Annotated in this window: 18 protein-coding genes and 1 pseudogene; 7 read left to right on the top strand and 12 right to left on the bottom strand. The window is 72.1% G+C overall.

Annotated elements, in window-relative coordinates; genetic code table 11:
• The 8 genes and pseudogenes from M878_RS96835 to M878_RS82870 all read right to left on the bottom strand — a co-directional run.
• Positions 1-174, bottom strand: a 174-nt coding sequence (locus M878_RS96835) for an aldehyde dehydrogenase family protein (RefSeq protein ID WP_158692820.1), incomplete at its 3' end; no start/stop codon positions are given.
• A gap of 134 nt (positions 175-308) precedes the next feature.
• Positions 309-1649, bottom strand: coding sequence for an ABC transporter ATP-binding protein (locus M878_RS82895; RefSeq protein ID WP_023551859.1), 1341 nt, complete (start codon positions 1647-1649; stop codon positions 309-311).
• Positions 1650-1785: 136 nt separating this feature from the next.
• Positions 1786-2472 carry a class F sortase gene (locus M878_RS82890; RefSeq protein ID WP_031226588.1) on the bottom strand — a complete coding sequence of 229 codons (687 nt, stop codon included), beginning with the start codon at positions 2470-2472 and terminating at the stop codon, positions 1786-1788.
• Positions 2459-3175: a hypothetical protein gene (locus M878_RS82885; protein ID WP_023551857.1), complete on the bottom strand. Its 717-nt coding sequence runs from the start codon at positions 3173-3175 to the stop codon at positions 2459-2461. The genes M878_RS82890 and M878_RS82885 overlap by 14 nt, the downstream gene beginning before the upstream one ends.
• 101 nt (positions 3176-3276) lie before the next feature.
• Positions 3277-3598, bottom strand: a pseudogene (locus M878_RS95190) (MFS transporter); the annotation flags it as partial.
• 172 nt (positions 3599-3770) lie between these two features.
• Positions 3771-6002, bottom strand: coding sequence for a molybdopterin oxidoreductase family protein (locus M878_RS82880; RefSeq protein ID WP_023551856.1), 2232 nt, complete (start codon positions 6000-6002; stop codon positions 3771-3773).
• 160 nt (positions 6003-6162) lie between these two features.
• Complete coding sequence (locus M878_RS82875) at positions 6163-6783, bottom strand: TetR/AcrR family transcriptional regulator (RefSeq protein ID WP_023551855.1); 621 nt, start codon at positions 6781-6783, stop codon at positions 6163-6165.
• A gap of 64 nt (positions 6784-6847) precedes the next feature.
• The gene (locus M878_RS82870; protein WP_037730231.1) at positions 6848-7411 is read right to left on the bottom strand and encodes a hypothetical protein; all 564 of its coding nucleotides are present in this window, start codon (positions 7409-7411) and stop codon (positions 6848-6850) included.
• A 184-nt stretch (positions 7412-7595) separates the two neighbouring features.
• Here M878_RS82870 and hmgA point away from each other — a divergent pair, with 184 nt between their 5' ends.
• The 3 genes from hmgA to M878_RS82855 all read left to right on the top strand — a co-directional run bounded on the left by hmgA (position 7596) and on the right by M878_RS82855 (position 11024).
• Positions 7596-8942, top strand: coding sequence for a homogentisate 1,2-dioxygenase (gene hmgA / locus M878_RS82865; RefSeq protein ID WP_023551853.1), 1347 nt, complete (start codon positions 7596-7598; stop codon positions 8940-8942).
• 45 nt (positions 8943-8987) lie between these two features.
• Positions 8988-9737, top strand: a complete 750-nt coding sequence (locus M878_RS82860) for a GntR family transcriptional regulator (protein WP_023551852.1) — start codon at positions 8988-8990, stop codon at positions 9735-9737.
• A 132-nt stretch (positions 9738-9869) separates the two neighbouring features.
• A complete protein-coding gene (locus M878_RS82855) occupies positions 9870-11024 on the top strand; it encodes a type ISP restriction/modification enzyme (RefSeq protein WP_023551851.1) in 1155 nt (384 codons plus the stop codon).
• Between the two features lie 93 nt (positions 11025-11117).
• On the opposite strand, the gene M878_RS82850 is transcribed toward M878_RS82855, so the two are convergent.
• Complete coding sequence (locus M878_RS82850) at positions 11118-11828, bottom strand: TetR/AcrR family transcriptional regulator (RefSeq protein WP_031226580.1); 711 nt, start codon at positions 11826-11828, stop codon at positions 11118-11120.
• A gap of 63 nt (positions 11829-11891) precedes the next feature.
• On the opposite strand from M878_RS82850, the gene M878_RS82845 reads away from it, so the two are divergent.
• Genes M878_RS82845 through M878_RS82835 form a run of 3 tightly spaced genes read left to right on the top strand, consistent with a single transcriptional unit; the run spans position 11892 to position 14876 of the window.
• Positions 11892-12857, top strand: coding sequence for a daunorubicin resistance protein DrrA family ABC transporter ATP-binding protein (locus tag M878_RS82845; RefSeq protein ID WP_031226579.1), 966 nt, complete (start codon positions 11892-11894; stop codon positions 12855-12857).
• Positions 12854-13633, top strand: a complete 780-nt coding sequence (locus M878_RS82840; protein WP_023551848.1) for an ABC transporter permease — start codon at positions 12854-12856, stop codon at positions 13631-13633. The genes M878_RS82845 and M878_RS82840 overlap by 4 nt, the downstream gene beginning before the upstream one ends.
• Positions 13634-13679: 46 nt before the next feature.
• Positions 13680-14876, top strand: a complete 1197-nt coding sequence (locus tag M878_RS82835) for a CaiB/BaiF CoA transferase family protein (protein ID WP_037731067.1) — start codon at positions 13680-13682, stop codon at positions 14874-14876.
• 65 nt (positions 14877-14941) lie between these two features.
• Here M878_RS82835 and M878_RS49505 read toward each other — a convergent pair whose 3' ends face one another.
• From M878_RS49505 to M878_RS82825, 3 genes are all read right to left on the bottom strand, one after another.
• Complete coding sequence (locus M878_RS49505; RefSeq protein ID WP_031226578.1) at positions 14942-15211, bottom strand: hypothetical protein; 270 nt, start codon at positions 15209-15211, stop codon at positions 14942-14944.
• A gap of 126 nt (positions 15212-15337) precedes the next feature.
• A complete protein-coding gene (locus tag M878_RS82830) occupies positions 15338-16174 on the bottom strand; it encodes an anti-sigma factor (protein WP_023551845.1) in 837 nt (278 codons plus the stop codon).
• On the bottom strand, positions 16171-16713 hold the full coding sequence (locus M878_RS82825) for a sigma-70 family RNA polymerase sigma factor (RefSeq protein WP_023551844.1): 543 nt from the start codon (positions 16711-16713) through the stop codon (positions 16171-16173). The genes M878_RS82830 and M878_RS82825 overlap by 4 nt, the downstream gene beginning before the upstream one ends.
• A 210-nt stretch (positions 16714-16923) precedes the next feature.
• On the opposite strand from M878_RS82825, the gene M878_RS82820 reads away from it, so the two are divergent.
• Positions 16924-18483: a DUF4331 domain-containing protein gene (locus tag M878_RS82820; protein WP_023551843.1), complete on the top strand. Its 1560-nt coding sequence runs from the start codon at positions 16924-16926 to the stop codon at positions 18481-18483.
• The last annotated feature ends 383 nt before the right edge of the window (positions 18484-18866 follow it).

Raw genomic sequence — 18866 nt, 5'->3', positions numbered from 1 at the left:
CCAGCCGGGCAGGGCGGCGCGGGCCGCGCGGACGGCGGTGTCGACGTCCAGGGCGCCGGCCGCCGGGACGCGGGCGATGACCTGCTCGTCGGCCGGGTTCACGACCTCGATGACATCCGTGCTCGCGGCGGGGCGCCAGGCGCCGTCGATGTACAGGCCGTCGTGTGCCTTCATGCTGCTTCCTCCCGGCGGGGTCCGCGTCGTCCGGCACACAAACTAGCGGCGATAGTTTTTCGGCGCCAGACGTTGCCGGACGTCGCCAGACCTTGGCAGACGTACCCGGACATCATCGCCGGGCGGTCCGGTGCTCACTCATCCAGGTCGGGCAGCCGGTCGGGGGACGGGCAGATGCGGTCGCCCTGCTGGTCGAAGACGAAGAGATGGGCGAGGTCGACCAGGAGCGGGACCTGCATGCCGTGGCGCAGCCGGAGGTCGGGGGTGGTGCGGACCACCAGGTCGCCGGGGAGCCGGCCCTCCGGGGGCGTGTCCCCCGGCTCGGCGTCCCCGGGGTGCGCGAGCACCACCACCGGCCCGGCACGCCACGCACCGGCCCGCTCCCGCAGCCGGTCCAGCACGGTCGGGCCCTCTCTGCGCCGCCGTCGCGGCGGCCGGTCCGCCGGGCGCGGCGCCTCCAGATCGGGTACGACGGCGGGGCGGGAGCCGGTGGTGAAGTGGACGAGGATCTCGTGGCCCTGGAACTCCACATGCTCCACGAGCCCGGTGATCGCCACCTCGCCCGGCCGGGCGGAGCTATGTCTGGCGATGCGCACCGCCTCCGAGCGCAGCCCCACGATCACCTCGCGGCCCTGCTGCACCCGCAGTAACTGGTGGTCCAGGCAGAGGGGTTCGGGCAGCCGCAGGGCCTGTTTGCCCAGGCTGATGGTCATGGCGCCGTCCAGCGGGGCGCGGACCAGACCGCACAGCAGGTTGATGCGCGGGATGCCGATGAAGGCGGCGACGAAGACGTTGCGGGGCAGTGCGTAGACCTCGCGCGGGGTGCCGACCTGCTGGAGCACTCCGCCGCGCAGCACGGCGACCCGGTCACCGAGGGACATCGCCTCGGCCTGGTCATGGGTGACGTACACCGTGGTGACCCCCAGCTCGCGGGTGAGCTGGGATATTTCGGCGCGCAGACGGTTGCGCAGCTTGGCGTCGAGGTTGGACAGCGGCTCGTCCATCAGGAACGCCGAGGGGTGCCGGGCGATGGCCCGGCCCATGGCGACCCGCTGGCGCTCGCCGCCGGAGAGCTCGCTCGGGAAGCGGTCGAGGAGGTCCTCGATGCCCAGCATGCGGGCGGTGGCGGTGACGCGCGGGGCGGGGTCGGCGCCGGGGTCCTCGATACGCAGCGGGAAGCCGATGTTGTCGCGGCTCGTCATGCTCGGGTAGAGGGCGAAGTTCTGGAAGACCATGGCGAGATGCCGCTCGGCGGGCTGCCAGTCGTTGGCGTACTCGCCGTCGAGCAGCAGCTCGCCCTCGTCGATGTCCTCCAGGCCGGCGATCATCCGCAGCACGGTGGACTTGCCGCAGCCGGACGGGCCGAGCAGGACCAGAAACTCCCCGGGCGCGATGTCCAGCGAGAGCCGGTCGACCACGCGCGGGCCGCGTGTGTAGGACTTGCTCACGTCGTGCAGTGAGATGGCGCGTGTCATGACTGCTGCCCCCGAGGGCTGTCCGGAGCGCCGCTGCTCCTTGGCCGAAGGCCCCGGCGGGTCGAACGGGGCCTGTGGGTCACGGAAGTTAACGGAATGCGGTGGGCCGGGGGAAGAGATGGCGCGGCCCGTCCCGTCACTTGGTCGCGGACAGGTGGGCGAAGACCACCACGTTGCTGGTGTAGCCCGTGCGTCGGCTGTAGAGGCCGCCGCAGGTCAGCACGCGCAGTTCCGGTCGCCGGACCGGGCCGTAGACCTCCTTGTCCGGGAAGCCCGCCTTGTCGTAGACCTTCATCCGGTCCACGGTGTAGACGGCGGTCTGGCCGTCGGCGCGCGTGACCTCGATGACCTTGCAGGGTTTGACCTGGGCGAGCCCGGCGAAGACGGCCGGGCCGGTCAGGGTGTCCCGGTGGCCGACGGCGATCGCGGTACCGGGCTCGCCCGGTGTGGGGCCGCCCTCGTACCAGCCGACCAGTCTGGGCTGGTCGACGGGCGGGGTCTCCAGCTCTCGTTGCTGGTCGAGCCCGAGGGCCGCGATCGGGGCGTCGATACCCAGGGAGGGGATGCGGAAGGACGTCGGCCGGGACCGGGGCAGCGGCGGGGGCGGGGGGCCGGTTGGGGCCTCGCAGGATTCCTCCTCGCTCGCGCCCGGTCCGCCGGCGGCGGCGACCGCGTTGGGGTCCCCCGCCTTGCGAGGCCCGACATGCCAGCCCCCGCACCGGTGCCCCACCGTCACCAGGACGGTCACCAGCAGGGCCGTCCTGGTGAGGCGGTAGGCGCGAGTCCGGTGCCAGGGCCTGCGGCTGCGCCTACGCGGCGCCATGAGGCCGTCGGCGGTTTCGCCGGATGTACACGGTGCCGCCGAGCGCGATCAGGCCCACGGCACCCGCGGCGGCCACCGGCGCGTACGCGGCGGCCGTGTCGATGAGCCCGCCCCCACCCGCGTGCACCCCGCCCCTCGGGGGATCGTCTCTCCTGCCCCAGCCCGGGCCGTCCTGCCGGTCGTGGTCGTGGTCCCCGCGGTGGTCCCCGTGGTCCTGGTGGTCCTGGTGGTCGTGGTCCTCGATCTGCCCGTTCGGACCGTCGTGCCCGTCGTGCTCGTGATGGCCGTCATGGCAGTTGACGCGGAAGAGCTTCTCCTTGACGGCACCCGCCGCGACCCAGGTGAGCTTGTACTGCCCGTCGGTCAGGCCGATCGGATCCGTGTGTCCGGCGCCACCGGCGAGCTGGATGATGCCGGTGACGGTGGCGGCGGTGGGCAGCGGGGGCTGGGCCTGGATGATGTAGGCGATATTGGGCAGGATGTCGAAGTTGACGGCGTCGAGGTAGAACCTGCAGACCGTCGGCTCGTCCTTCGTCACACCGTAGGGCACGCCCACGCTGTGCACCCTGATATCGCCGTTCTCCCCTTGAGCCGCCGCCTGCGGCGCCGCCACCCACGACGCACCCACCGCGGCGAGGGCGGTGAGGGCGACCGTGGCACCCGCTCGGGTTCGGAGGGGACGTGGGAGTGTCGGGGTGGCCATGAGCAATCCTCCGAGTCAGACGATTTTCATACAAATCGCTCTTTCGCCTGAACTCTGCACGATAGAGGCCTCGACCCGCGGCAACGACGCCGGGCGCGCCGTCAGAGATCGCTCGTGCGGCGCAATCCCGAGCGCCGCGCCCGCTTCCCCGCCACCCGAACGGCCCCCTCGGACCGCCCCGGCGAGCGCGTGCCCACCACCGACGACAGCAGCAGCAGCAGCAACGCCCGAGCATCACGAACGGCCCCGCCACCCCGCCACGCCCGCGACCGGGCCCGCGGCGGCCGGGGCGGCGACCTGGCCGAGCCGGTTGCCGGTCAGCCGCAGCGCGAGCGCCGTGGAGCGAGCCTCCGCCGGTGCCGCCTGCACCACCATGGTCATCGACAGCGGCTGACCGACGCCCAGACAGAAGCCCAGGGATGCCCCGGTGTTCGCCGACCACGGGGAGATAAAGACCCAAAAGACCCAAAAGGCACGGACTCAGATGACAGAGAAGAGAATTCCTGACCCGAGCACCACCGGGGACATCTTCAGGCGCTTGTACAGCGGGTGCATCGCCGTGACCAGGCCCAGGCTACAGGCGCGAAAGTTCAGGTCACAGGCTTGCGGCGAGCTGGACGGGGACGCCGTTGAGGACCGCGTTGCCCGAGAGCGGGTCGAGCAGGCTGCCGTCGAGGAGCTGGTTGACGTTGACTCCGGGGGCCTCGGTGGCGTGGCCGAGGCGGGTACCGGGGCGGTCGTGGCCCCAGCCGTGCGGCAGGCTCACCACACCGGGCCGTACGGCGTCGGTGACCTCGGCGGGCGCCACCACCTCTCCCCCGGCGCCCTTCACCCGTACGTCCGCCCCGTCCCGGACGCCGAGCCGGGCCGCGTCCTCGGGGTGGATGTGCAGGGTGCAGCGGTTGGAACCGCCGGTGAGGGCGGGCACGTTGTGCATCCAGCTGTTGTTGGAGCGAAGGTGGCGGCGGCCGACCAGGACAATGCCTTCGGGGCGCTCGCGCAGGGCCTCGCGCAGCCGGGGCAGGTCGGCGGCGATCGGCTCGGGCAGCAGCTCCGCCTTGCCGCTGCGGGTCTTGAGCGGCTGCGGCAGACGCGGGCGCAGGGGGCCGAGGTCGATGCCGTGCGGGTGGGCGAGCAGCTTGGCCAGGGTCAGCCCGTCGGGCCGGGCGCCGAAGCCGTCGCCGTACGGGCCGAGGCGGAGCATCAGGTCCAGCCGCCGCTCGGGACCGGTCTCGCCGGTGAGCTGTGCCACGAGTTCGCGCGGGTCGCGGCCGAACACCGGCGAGTGCTTCTCCTGTACGGCCTTGCCGAGGGTCTGGTCGATGACCATCGCGTCCACGGCGGCCGGGTCGGCGCCGTGCATGCCGGTGGCGGCGAGGATCAGCCGGGCGAGGATCTCGCTCTCGGCCATCCGGCCGGGCTCCAGCGGGACCGCGGGGCGGGTGTAGCGGACCTGGTTGCGCACGGCAAGGGTGTTGAAGGCGAAGTCGTGGTGCGGGCTCTGGGAGGGCGGGGGCGGGGGCAGTACGACATCGGCGTGCCGCGAGGTCTCGTTGAGGTACGGGTCGACGCTGACCATGAAGTCCAGGGAGTCCAGGGCCTTGTCGAGGCGGTCGCCGTCGGGCGCGGAGAGCACCGGGTTGGCGGCCACGACGATCAGCGCACGGACGGGCTCACCCTCGGCGGTGGCGGTGTCGATCTCCTCGGCGAGCGCGGAGAGCGGCAACTCGCCCTTCGCCTCGGGCAGTTGACGTACCCGGGAGTGCCAGCGGCCGAGCGTGAAGCCGCGCCCGGGGCCCGCCGGGCGGGGCGTCTTGTCGGTGGCGGCCTGCGGGAAGAGGGCACCGCCGGGCCGGTCCAGGTTGCCGGTGAGGATGTTGAGGACGTCCACCAGCCAGCTGGCCAGGGTGCCGTGCGGGACGGTGCAGCTGCCGATGCGGGCGTAGACGGCGGCGGTGGGGGCGGCGGCGAGTTCGCGGGCGAGGGTGCGGATGACGTCGGCGTCCAGGTCACAGGCCTCGGATACAGCTTCGGGGGTGAAGTCCTCCATCGCTTCCCGGAGTTCGTCGATCCCCTGGACGTGCGGGGCGAGGTGGGCGGGGTCGGCCAGGTCCTCCGCGAAGAGGGTGTGTGCCATCGCCGCGAGCAGCAGGGCGTCGGTGCCGGGGCGGATCGCCAGGTGCCGGTCGGCGAGCTTCGCGGTGCGGGTGCGGCGCGGGTCGACCACGGTCAGGTGTCCGCCGCGGGCCTTGAGTGCCTTGAGCTTGCCGGGGAAGTCGGGGGCGGTGCACAGACTGCCGTTGGACTCCAGGGGGTTGGCGCCGATGAGGAGCAGGTGGTCGGTGTGGTCCAGGTCCGGCACGGGGATGGCGTTCGCGTCGCCGAAGAGCAGCCCGCTGGAGACGTGCTTGGGCATCTGGTCGACCGTGGAGGCGGTGAACAGGCTGCGGGTGCGCAGGCCGGCGAGGAGGACCGGCGGATAGAGTGCGCCGGCCACGGTGTGCACGTTGGGGTTGCCGAGGACCACGCCGACCGAGTCCGGGCCGCGGCCCTCCACGACCGGGCGCAGACCGGCGGCGACCGCGTCGAAGGCCTCCGCCCAGGTGGCCTCGCGCAGTTCGCCGTCCCTGCGGACGAGCGGGGTGCGCAGCCGGTCGGGGTCGGAGTCGACGGCCGCGAAGGAGGCGCCCTTGGGGCAGATGAAGCCCTTGCTGAAGACGTCCTCGCGGTCACCGCGGGCGCCGGTGACACGGGTGCCTTCGAGGGTGAGGGTCAGCCCGCAGGTGGCCTCGCACAGGGGGCAGATTCGCAGGGCGGTGCGGGACACGGGTCCTCCCGGAGGGTCGGCGGTGGTGCCGGGCGAGCGCGGGGCTCGGGGCGAGCGCGGAGGGCTCCGGCCGAGCGCGGGGTCTCGGGGAGAGCATACCGACCGGTATGCATGGAGGGGAGTCCTTCGGATGACCCTTCGGATTCGGCCGGGTGACCGTTCAGTCGAGCACGCGCCCCAGATATGCCCGCAGCAGTACCCGTGTCTCGGTGATGATCGCCTCGTCCCCGTCCGGGTCGGTCCGGAAGGCCAGCTGGACGAGGGTGTCCGCGGTTTCCACGGCGACCAGGAAGACCCGGCGCAGCTCGTCGTCGGGCGTGCGGTCGAGGTAGCCGGAGAGCAGCTTGGTGAGCCGGTCGGCGACGCGGGTGTTGGGCTCGGTGTGGCGGGTGCCGACCGGTATCTGGTTGCCGAAGTCGACCAGGGAGAAGCCGGGCGCGGTGCGCTTCATGGCCAGGTACTCGTCGAGGACGGCGTCCATCGCCGCCCGCCAGTCGCCCCCACCGCGCGCCGCCTTCAGCCGCTCGGTGACGCGCTCGGTGTACCGCTCCAGGTTGCGCTGGGCGAGGGCGTCGGCCATCTGCCGTTTGTTGCCGAAGAATCGGTAGACGGAGCCGATGGGGACACCGGCGCGCAGTGCGACGGCGCGGGTGCTCAGGGCGTCGTAGCCGACCTCGTCGAGGAGTTCGGCGCAGGCGTCGAGGATCCTGGTCAGCCGTTCGGCGCTGCGCCGCTGAACGGGCGCACGGCGGAGCGATGTCGCATGGGGCACGGACTTCATGATGCCTCTCCCCCAGGGTCCGGTGAACCTCGCCCTCCCGTACGGAGAAGAGTGGCGGGTGCACTCATTTCCCGGCGACCGGTGTCTCCGTGCCGGTCGGGGGCTGGGCCGTGGCCGTGGCCGTCTCCACGTCGGACACCGTTATGTCGGCGGTGCTCTGCACCGGTCTGCCGTGGACGGCCCACACGGTGCCGTCGTCGGCGTACAGGCGGGCGGTGACGTGGTGGGTGCCGTGCGGGACGAGGCGGTCGGGCAGGCGGTACGCGCGGGTGCGCAACCCGGCGACCTGGTGGCCGTCGACGAGGAGGTGCACGAGCCCGCGCCCGGTCACCGCCGTCGGCGCGGTGCCGGGTGCCGAGCAGCGGAAGTGACGGAAGCTCAGCCGGACGTCCCAGCCGCCGCCGGAGTGCGGGGTCACCTCGACTCCGACCTCGGGCGCGTTCTTCCTGTCGACCTCGCGCAGATGCCGGCCGGTCTCGTCGGTGCCGTCCAAGACCTTGCCGACCGGTGAGGACGAGACAGTGCCGCCGTGGGCGTGTCCGGTCGTGCAGCCCGCCGCGCCGAGCGGCGGCAGGAGGCACACCGCGAGTGCGGCGAGCGTCCTGCGGGTCCACGGCGTCATGGGCATGCCGGGAGAGTAGAACAACGCTCCGGTCCCGCGAATCCCTCTGAAGTCTGGTTCCGGCCACCCTGCGCAGTCCCCCGGGCGGAGTACCCCGGTCCCTCTTGCGCGCACCCCCGAGCTATTCCTACGGTGTTACATAGGAATGAGGAGCGCGTCAGGCGCGCACCGGGAGCGCAAGGGAGCGATCATGAGCGATGGGGGTGCCTCCCACGCGAGCGAATTCGAGCGTGGAGGAGCGCGGAAGACCGCCCCGGGACTGTCGTACCTGACCGGGTTCGGCAATGAACACGCCTCGGAGGCGGTGCCGGGCGCCCTGCCCGTGGGCCGCAACTCGCCGCAGCGGGCACCGCTCGGGCTGTACGCGGAGCAGCTGAGCGGCACGGCGTTCACCGAGCCGCGCGCGCACAACCGCCGCTCCTGGCTGTACCGCATCCGCCCGTCGGCCGCGCACCCGGCGTTCACCCGCGCCGACAACGGCGCGATCCGTACGGCCCCGTTCACCGAGACCGTGCCCGACCCCAACCGGCTGCGCTGGAACCCGCTGCCCGAGCCGCCGGCCGGCACCGACTTCCTGGCCGGCCTGTGGACGCTCGGCGGCAACGGCGACGCCACCCAGCGCACGGGCATGGCCGTGCACCTGTACCACGCCAACGCCTCGATGGAGCGCGTCTTCTCGGACGCCGACGGCGAGCTGCTGATCGTGCCGGAGCGCGGCGGACTGCTGCTGCACACCGAGTTCGGCCTGCTTCATGTGGAGCCCGCCCAGGTGGCGTTGATCCCGCGTGGGGTGCGCTTCCGTGTGTTGCTCCTGGACGATTCCGCCCGGGGCTATGTGTGCGAGAACTACGGGGCTCCGTTCCAGCTGCCCGACCTCGGCCCGATCGGCGCCAACGGGCTCGCCAACGCCCGGGACTTCCGGGCGCCGGTCGCGGCGTACGAGGACGTGACCGGCCCGGTGGAGGTGGTGAACAAGTTCTGCGGCAACCTCTGGACGGCGACGTACGACCACTCGCCCCTGGACGTGGTCGCCTGGCATGGCAACCATGTGCCGTACATCTATGACCTGCGCCGTTTCAATGTGATCGGCACCATCTCGTACGACCACCCGGACCCGTCGATCTTCACGGTGCTGACCTCGCCCTCGGACACCCCGGGGCTGGCAGGCGTCGACTTCGTCGTCTTCGCCCCGCGCTGGCTGGTGGGCGAGGACACGTTCCGGCCGCCGTACTTCCACCGGAACGTGATGAGCGAGTACATGGGCCTGATCGAGGGCGCGTACGACGCGAAGGCGGAGGGCTTTGTGCCGGGCGGCGGTTCGCTGCACAACATGATGTCGGCGCACGGCCCGGACCGGGAGACCTTCGACAAGGCGAGCGCGGCGGAGCTGAAGCCGCAGAAGATCGACGACGGGCTGGCGTTCATGTTCGAGACCCGCTGGCCGGTCACGCTCAGCCCGCTCGCGGCCCGCGCCGAGCACCTCCAGCAGCGCTACGACGACGTGTGGCAGGGGCTCCAGCGCCATTTCCGCGCATGACGCCTCTGTTGCGTCCTGCGTTCATCGACAGGTACGGATAGCCGCGTGACCTCCTTCGCTCCGGATTCGATCGTCCTGAACCGCAAACTTCCGCTGTGGTACCAGGTGTCGCAGTCGCTGCGCGCCTCGATACTCGGCCGCTCCCCCGAGGACCCGTTGCGGCTGCCCACGGAGGAGCAGCTGGCGGAGCACTACGGCGTGAGTGTGCTGACGATGCGGCAGGCGCTGAAGGAGCTGGAGGACGAGGGGCTGATCAGCCGCCACCGGCGGCGCGGCACGTTCATCGAGCCCGGAGTGCGGCGCGGGGCGCCCGTGCGGCTGCTGGGCTCGGTGGACGCGATCGTGGCCCAGCAGTCCGGGATGACGACCGAGCTGCTGGACCACGGCCCGGTGCCCGTGCCGGCCGGGCTCGCCGAGTACTTCCCCGGCCTCGCGGAAGTGGCGGCGTACCACCGACTGCGCTGCGACGAGAAGACCGGCGAGCCGACCAACCACGCCGTCAACCACATCCGCCCCGAACTCGCCGCGCGCATCGACCTGGACGACCTGGTCCGCTGGCCCATGACCAAGGTGCTGCGGGACGTCGTCAAGGCGGACATCAGCCGGATCACGGACACGGTGGAGGCCCGTCTCGCCGACCCGGAGACCGCCCGCCTCCTCCAGGTACCGCTGCTCAGCCCGATCCTGCACTACACGGGCGTGACGTACGACGCCGAGGGCCGGGTGCTGGACGTGGCGGTGATCCACTACCGGGGGGACCGCTTCTCGTTCACGGTGACTCTGGATGCGACCTGATACCGGCTCCCGGTCAGGTCGTACGATGCCTCGACGCTCCGCTGGGAGGGCCGTGATGGGCCGTCGGACGTCTGCAGGTGCGTTGTGGCTGGTCGCGCAGTTCCCCGCGCCCCTTCAGGGCGCTGCCGTACCATGCCCTGCGTGACGTTCGACGACGCTCCGCTGCTGGCGGACCTCATGCCGTGGTCCGTCGCACCGCTGCGACCGGGCCGCGCCTGGCCGACGGCACCCGACGCCGGCTCCCTGAAGGCGCGCTGGGACGCCCTGCTGAAGGCCGAAGGGCCGGACCGGGAGGCTCTGTTCGAGCCGACCCGCGCCCGCACGATCGGCTCGGCGGTGGGCCAGCTGCCCGGACAGTCCACCGGCACCGAGCGGCTGGCCCGCGCCGAGGGGCCCTGTGCGGAGCCCGTGCGCGTCCTCGCGGCCCCCTTCGACGAGCAGTGGCTGATCCCGGACCACCGGTTGATCGACACCGCCCGGCCGGAGTTGTGGCGGGTGGCGGACGCGCACCAGGTCTTCGCGGTGGAGACGGGAGCCGAGGACGACCCCCTGCTGGTCACCTCGCTGCTCCCCACCCTCCGCACAGGCCTCATCCGCCCGCTGTACCGACGCCCCGGCGGCATGGAACCCAACCTCGCGCCGGGCCTGACGGCCCACCTGGCCGACCGCCTGGGCGCCGCCCCCGCCCCGGCGGACGTCCTGTCCTGGATCCTCGCGGCCACCGGCCCCGGCCTCACCGTCCCGCTCACCGACGACCCCGCCCAGTGGTCGGCCGGTGTCGAACTGGGCCGCCGCATGCTGTGGCTGATGCGCCGCGACGGCGAGCGCCCCAAGCTGCCCGGCGGCCGCCGCCCCTACGTCCGCGCACCCTTGCCGGCCCGGCCCGTCACCCTCAGCTACGACCCCGAAGAGGAAGCTCTCCACCTGGACGAGGGCCGCGTCTCCCCCGTCCCGCAGGAAGCCTGGGAATACGCGGTGGCGGGTGCCCGGGTCCTGGAGTCCTGGTTCACGGCCCGCACGGCCCCGCCCGAGCCGGGCACCCTCACCGCGATCCGCCCGCCGGTCTGGCCCCAGACCTGGACCTCGGAACTGCTGGAACTGATCACGGTCCTGGCCCTGCTGGCCGAACTGCGCCCGCAGCGAGCCGAGTTGAAGGTGACGTCGGCGATCACGGCGACGGACCTGCGGGAGGCTGGGGTCCTCCCGCCCCCGGACGCATCCCGCAGCCCCGCCTCGGTCCTGGACCACCACGAAGAGGGCCCGGAGGGCCAGTTCGCGCTGATCTAGCTCGCTGTGGAACCGGACCGAGGACAACCCCCTGGGGGTGCGAGGACCTGCGCGACCAGTCACAACGCACCCGCACCCGCCGAACCGCCCGAGCTAGCGCGGCGAGAACGCATCCAGAAGCCGCCCCAACGCCCGGTCGAAAACCGCCTCCAGATCGATCGGCCCCGCATCCTGCGCGAACGCCGCCGCCATCCTCGGATACGCACCGGAAGCGACCTGACCGGCGAGGTAAGCCCCGCGCACCGCGTTCTCCTCGGTCTCGGACCACGGCAGCGCCCGCACCCGCTCGGCGGTGTCGAGTTCGTTGCGGACGTACGTCGTCACGATGCCGTTCACCATCGCGATCAGCTCCAGCTTGGTGCCGTAGGACGCCTCCAGCGGGTCCAGGCAGGCCAGGCAGTGCTCCAGATAGCGCAGGGCATGCGGGCTGAAGCCGTACACCGGTGACATCAGGCGCGGCAGCCAGGGATGCCGGCGCATCAGCTCACGTGTCTGCCGCGCCACCCGGAGTGTGTCGGCCCGCCAGTCCCCGCTCGGCTCCCACACCTCGTGCTCCGAGCTGATCGCGTCCACCATCAGCTCGTACAGGTCCTCCTTGCGGGGGACGTAGTTGTACAGCGACATGGTGCCGCAGCCCAGCTCGGCCGCGACATGCCGCATCGACACCGCGTCGAGCCCCCGCTCGTCGGCGATCCGGACGGCGGCGGCCGCGACGTCGTCGCGGGTGTACGCCGGTTTCGGGCCCCGGCCGGTGCGCTCGGGGCGCGCCCAGATCACTTCGGGGACGGCCCCTCGGACTGCCATCGATCATCACCTCGGCCACCATCCTAGTTACGTACAGCGTACGTAGTGAGGTAGGGTCACGGCATGACTTCTACGTACACTGTACTTAGTGAAGGGCTGGAGAAGCGCTTCGGCGCGGTGCACGCCCTGCGGGGACTGGATCTGGCGGTGGCACAGGGGACCGTCTGCGGGCTGCTCGGCCCGAACGGCGCCGGCAAGACGACGGCCGTGCGGCTGTTGACCACGCTGCTGCGGCCGGACGCCGGTTCGGCGCGGGTCGCCGGGCACGACCTGGTGCGGGACGCCGCCGCCGTGCGGAGCCGGATCGGGGTCACCGGGCAGTACGCCTCGGTCGACGGCGACCTCACCGGCCGCGAGAACCTGCGGCTGTTCGCCCGGCTGCACCGGGTGCGCGGACCGGCCGCGCGGGCCGACGACCTGCTGGAGCGCTTCGGTCTGACCGAGGCCGCCGACCGCAGGGCCGCGACCTACTCGGGCGGTATGCGGCGCCGGCTGGACCTCGCGGCGAGCCTCGTCCGCAGCCCCGATGTGCTCTTCCTCGACGAGCCGACCACCGGGCTCGACCCGGCCAGCCGCACTCGCATCTGGCAGGCGGTGCGCGACCTGAAGGCGGACGGTACGACCGTGCTGCTGACCACCCAGTATCTGGAGGAGGCCGACCAACTCGCGGACGACATCGCCCTGGTGGACCGGGGCCGGGTCGCACACACCGGCTCGCCCGCCGAACTCAAGGCGCTCATCGGGGCGTACGCACAGGCCGTGGTCGCCGACGGCGACGCGCTGCCGAAGGCGGCGGCCGTGCTCGATCAACTGACCGGAAGCGAGCCCGTGTTCGACCGTGAGCGCAACTCCGTCGGCGCCGTCAGCTCCGATCCGACCCTGACGCTGCCACGCCTGGTGCGTGAACTCGACGCGGCCGGCGTTCCGTTGCTGGACGCCACCCTGCGCCCGCCCACTCTCGACGACGTCTTCCTGCGGCTCACCGGGGAGTCGGCGCAGAGCACGCACAGCAAGGAGCCAGCCGCATGAGCACGTTGGCCTACGACGGTCTGGCGATGACGGGCCGACAGCTGCGCCGGGTCCGCAACAGTCCAGGTCTGGCGGTCCTGACCCAGCTGATGCCGATCAACATGCTGCTGTTCTTCGGCTATGTCTTCGGCAGCGCGCTGGCGATGCCCGGCCGCGAGTATCGGGCCTTCCTGGTGCCGGGGCTGCTGGTCGCGACCGCGGCCGGCGGGCTGATGACCGGCATGTTCCAGGCAGCCGCCGACACCCACCGGGGCGTGATGGACCGTTTCCGGACGATGCCGGTGAGCCGCGCCGCCGTCCCGCTGGGACAGGCGGTGGCGGACCTGGTGGTCACGGTCGTCGGCACGGTGCCGCTGCTGCTCGTCGGGCTCGCCGTGGGCTGGCGGATCGAGGGGTCCGCGACCGACGCGGCCGGTGCCGTGGGGCTGCTGCTGCTCTTCCGGTTCGCCTGCACCTGCGCCGGGATCTTCCTGGGGCTGCTCACCCGCAGCGAGGACGCGGCCGGGCAGCTCGGCGCCTCCTCCTTCGTCCTGCCGTTGCTGTCCAACGCCTACATCCCCACCGGCAACCTGCCCGGCTGGCTGCGCACGCTCGCCGAGTGGAACCCGATCAGCGCGGTGACGACCGCCCTGCGCGACCTCTTCGGCAACGCCGCCGTACCGCCGGACTCCGCCTGGCCGGTGGCCCACCCGGCCGCCGGGGCGCTCACCTGGAGCCTGGCCCTCGTCGCCGTGTTCCTGCCGCTGGCCGTGTGCCGGTACAACCGCGGTCAGTGACCTCGCCCTACTGACAAAGCCGCCGTTCAGGGGCATGATCCAGGCCATGGATCAGCAGCCCCTGCCCCTTGCGGGCATCACCGTCGTCGCCGTCGAACAGGCCGTGTCCGCGCCCTTCGCGACCCGGCAGCTCGCCGATCTGGGCGCCCGGGTCATCAAGGTGGAGCGGGTCGACGGCGGCGACTTCGCGCGCGGCTACGACACGGCGGCCCGCGGTCTCGCCTCGCACTTCGTGTGGTGCAACCGCGGCAAGGAGTCCCTCGCGCTGGACCTGAAGGACCCGCGCGGCCTGGAGGCCGTACGGCGGCTGATCGCGGACGCGGACGTGTTCGTGCAGAACCTCGCCCACGGGGCGGCGGCCCGGCTCGGTCTGGACGCGGCCACGCTGTGCGCGGCGCATCCGCGGCTGATCGCGGTGGACATCTCGGGCTACGGCTCCTTCGGGCCGTACGCGGACAAGCGGGCGTACGACATGCTCGTGCAGTGCGAGGCAGGACTCGTGTCGGTGACTGGGACGCCGGAGCAGCCGGTGAAGGCGGGGGTTCCGGCGGCGGACATCGCGGCGGCCATGTACGCGTTCTCGGGTGTCCTGGCGGCACTCGTGCGGCGCGGGACGACCGGGCGGGGCGGGCCGGTGGAGGTGTCGATGCTGGAGGCGCTCGCCGAGTGGCTGGGGCATCCGCTGCACCATGCGATGCATGGGGGTGAGCCCCCGGCGCGCACGGGCCTCGCACACGCCGTCATCGCGCCGTACGACGCCTATCCGACGGCGGACGGCGGGCGGGTGCTGCTGTCCGTACAGAACGACCGGGAGTGGCGGCGGCTGGCCGAACAGGTCATAGGGTGCCCGGAATTGGGGACGGACCCAGCGTACGCGACGAACGCGTCACGGGTCGCGAACCGGGAGAAGACGGACGAGCTGGTGGCGCGGGCGCTCGGCGCGCTGGACGCCGAGGAGGCGCTGGCCCGGCTGGAGAAGGCGGGCATCGCCTGTGCCCGGCTGCGGGATCTGCACGAACTGGCCGCGCATCCGCAGCTGGCGGCCCGGGAGCGGTGGCGTGCGGTGGGGTCGCCGGCCGGGCCGTTGCAGGCGCTGCTGCCTCCCATCACACTGCCGGGCGGGGACGAGGCGCGGATGGGTGATGTGCCCGCGCTCGGACAGCACACCGGGGCGCTGCTGCGTGCCGTGGGGATGACGGACGACGAGATCGCAGCGATGCGCCGGGACGGTGCGGCGGCCTGAGCACGGGCGCCCCGGAAGAACTCCAGGGGGCCGTCGACCGGGTCGACGGCTGCTCAGTGGCCGTTTCAGTGGCCGCCGAACAGCGAGCGCCGCAGCCGGCGCAGCGGTGCGAACAGGGAGACGCGGCTGACCCGCCTGCCCCGGTCGCTGCGCTGATGTGCGGTGTCACGCGCCGTCAGCTCGCGCATCAGCGAGGTCGCCTCGACCGTCTCCCGCTGCGGTATGGCGGGGCCCGCCAGCACCGAGAGATGGCGGTCCAGACGCGAACTGGTCGCGCTGCTCCCGCAGGTGATCGCAGGGACCCTGGCCCTGCTGCGCACTGTTATCTGATCCATGTCACTCCCCACCCGTACGAGTCCACCCGGCCCGGGCAGGGTAACCCTATCGCCCCACCCGGGCACGCGGGTATCTCGGGCACAGGATTCACCTTCCCCATAAGGCTGTTGACCGTCCCACTTTGACTACTCTCCGAATCCGACCGATTTCAGGGTGAGTTGGACAATGGGCTGGCTGGTGGGCTGCGCTGAGCCGCCCTCAGGCTCGACGGTTACGGCGAGTGACGTCGAGGAGGCGTCGAGAGCCTTCGCGACCAAGGGCGTGTCGCCCGCGAAGAGCCCGAGGGAGCGCGGTTGCACGCCGGGGCGCATGAGCCAGAGCTGGCGGACGCGACCGTCGGGCGGGGAGCCGTATCCGCTGAGGGTGACGACGGCCTCCCCCTGCGAGGCGGAAGCGATCACTCCGATACCGCGGCCACGCGCGTCCTCGCTGGTGACGGTGCGGGCGTCGGGCGCGGCCAGAACGTGGGCGATCTCACGTGCCCGGGACCGCTCGGCGTCGAGCCGGTCCTGGGTGCGGTGCGCCTGGACGGCGAAGAGGGAGGCGACGACGAGGGCCGCCGCCGCGGTGGCCGTGGCGAGCGGCACGAAGAGCGGGCGCGTGCGGGGCGTACGGGTGCGTCGCGGCGGGGGCTGCGTACCCCAGACGTGCGGCGGCAGCTGGGGCGTGCGCTCCCGGGCCGGCATCCGGTCGGGCGTCCGGTCCGGGGCCTGGTCCTGCGCGGTGGTGCGCACGGCGGCGAGCACCCGCTCGCGCAGGGCGGCGGGCGGCGGGGCCGCCGTGGACCAGGCGAGGCGCACGGCGTCCTCGGCCAGCTCCCGCACCTCGGCGGCACAGCGGTCGCAGCCCCGCAGATGTTTCTCGAAGCGGCGGCGCTCGCCCGGTTCCAGGGCGTCCAGCGCGTAGGGCGCGGCGAGGGAGTGCGGGTCCTCGCGGCGCAGCAGCCTGCCCAGGACGCTCATGCGGCTCCTCCCAGGCACTCGCGCAGCCGGGTGAGTCCGTCGCGCATCCGCGTCTTGACCGTGCCCAGCGGCAGCGCGAGCCGCTCGGCCACCTCACGGTAGGTGTAGCCGTCGTAGTAGGCGAGGGTCACGGACTGGCGTTGCAGGGCCGTGAGCCGGTGCAGACAGCGGCGCACCCATTCCCGTTCCAGACCGGCCTCGACCTCCTCGGCGACCTGGTCGAAGGCGGGCTCCCCGGCGCGCAGGGCCTCCCGCTGCTCGCGTTCGCCGGCCGCGCGGGCGCTGCGCACCCGGTCCACGGCACGGCGGTGGGCAAGGGTGAGGATCCAGGACAGCGCGCTGCCCCGGCCGGGGTCGAACCGGGCGGCCGAGCGCCACATCTCCAGCAGCACCTCCTGGGCGACCTCCTCGGACTGGGCGGGGTCGCGCACCACCCGTCGGACGAGCCCGTACACCGGCCCGGACACCAGTGCGTACAGGTCCTCGAACGCTCTCTGGTCGCCGCCCGCGACGAGCACGAGCAGCTCGTCCGCCTGCATGCGGGCCCCCTCTCCGTGGCCGCAGCCGGCCCCTCCGCGCACTCCACGCATCCGCATGAACGCACACCTCCGGCCGGTGATACGGATCGGCGGGCCGAAAACGCGGGTCGGGACGTGTCCAAAAGTTTTTCTCCGGCCGGCCAATCCGAGCGGCGGGCCGGCTCCGAAGACCCGTCCGTCAGAGGCAAGTCGGCACTGAGGACGGACGGCATGACACCTCTCTTCTCCAGGGGTCCCTTCTCCAGGCGCGGCCCGGGACGCGCGGGCCTGGTCACGCTCATCTGCGGGGCGCTGGCGGCCGGAGGGCTCACCGCCGCCGGCGTCGCCGCGCTGGCGCCCGGGGCGGCCTCCGCCTCCTCCCACCGGGAGGCCCCGCTGATCTCGGGGACCCCGCAGTACGACAACACCGACCTGTACGCGTTCGTCAGCCCGGACAAGCCCGACACGACGACGATCGTGGCCGACTGGATCCCGTTCGAGGAGCCGGCGGGCGGACCGAACTTCTACACGTTCGCCGACGACGCCCAGTACGACATCCATATCGACAACAACGGTGACGCGAAAGACGATCTGATCTTCCGCTACACCTTCAAGACCCACACGAAGAACGGCAACACGTTCCTCTACAACACCGGTGTCGTGAAGAGCCTCGACGACCCGAACCTCAACATCACGCAGACCTACGACATCGATCTGCTCCGGCTCAAGCACGACCGGGTGGCGTACCGGACCAGGCTGGCCGAGGACGTGCCGGTGGCGCCGTCGAACGTCGGCAAGGCCTCCATGCCGGACTACGCCAAGCTGCGCTCGCAGGCCATCTACAAGACCGCGGGCGGCGCCACGACCTTCGCCGGGCAGGCGGACGACCCGTTCTTCGCCGACCTGCGCGTCTTTGACCTGCTCTACGGCGGCAACCTGAGCGAGGTCGGCAACGACACCCTCAAGGGCTACAACGTCAACACCATCGCCCTGCAGGTGCCCACCGACCTGATCCGCGAGTCCTCGAAGCAGCCGGTCGTCGGCATCTGGTCCACCACCCAGCGCCGCAACGCGCAGGGCTACTACACGCAGGTATCGCGCCTGGGCAACCCGCTGGTCAACGAGGTCGTGAACCCGCAGAGGGACAAGGACAAGTTCAACGCCTCGCAGCCCGCGTACGACGCCCAGTTCCTGAAGAACGTCACCAACCCCGAACTGCCCAGGCTCATCGAGCAGATCTACAAGATCAAGGCGCCGAGCGAGCCGCGCAACGACCTGGTCGACGTGTTCCTCAAGGGCGTCAAGGGCCTCAACCAGCCGCCCTACGTGCGGCCTTCGGAGGAGCTGCGCCTGAACACCTCGATCGAGCCGAGCATGCACCCCAAGCGGCTCGGTGTCCTGGACGGCGACAACGCGGGCTTCCCGAACGGACGTCGCCTCACCGACGACGTGGTGGACGAGGCACTCCAGGTGATGGAGGGCTCACTGGTCGGCATGAAGAACAACTTGGGCGACGGGGTCGACAAGAACGACCAGAACTTCGAGAAGTACTTCCCGTACGTCGCCGAGCCCACCTCCGGTTCCCGCGGCCCGCTCGCCAAGGGCACGACCGCGGGTACGGACGTGCGCAGCCAGCTGGGTGACGCCCTGCAGCCGGCCGGGTCCTCCGGCGGTTCCCGATCCGGCAACACCGTGCTGATCGCCGCGTCGGCGGCATCGGGCGCGGCCGGGATCCTGCTGCTCGGCACCGCCGTGGGCTGGTGGCGCCGCCGCATCCGCCGCCCGTACTAGGGCCTGTCCGGCGATTCCCGTCGTCCGCCCGGATGTCGGCCCCGCGGCGGCGACGGGGGTGCCCCCTCTGGGGGAGTGCGTGCCAGGCATCGCCGGGCTGGGGGCACCTCCCACGCCCTTGAGGCAGTGGGGGAGGGCGTGCCGGCCCCCGCGTCCGCGACAGGATCCGCCGGACAGGCCCTGACCCCGCCCCCCACCCCAGACCGGCGCGGCCCGTATCTTCCCCTCCCCCACGGCGGGCCGCGCCTTCCCCTTCCGACCAGCACCAGGCGACCGAGGAGAGACCATGTCTCCGCGTACGAACGACGAAGAGGCGGGCGAGCGGCAGGTGAACCCGGAGCAGGACGGGACGGCACCGCCGACCGAGACGGCGCCGCCCACCC

The sequence above is a fragment of the Streptomyces roseochromogenus subsp. oscitans DS 12.976 genome (genome assembly GCF_000497445.1).
In the GTDB taxonomy this organism is placed as follows: domain Bacteria; phylum Actinomycetota; class Actinomycetes; order Streptomycetales; family Streptomycetaceae; genus Streptomyces; species Streptomyces oscitans.
This window is presented reverse-complemented; position numbering and strand designations above follow the sequence as displayed.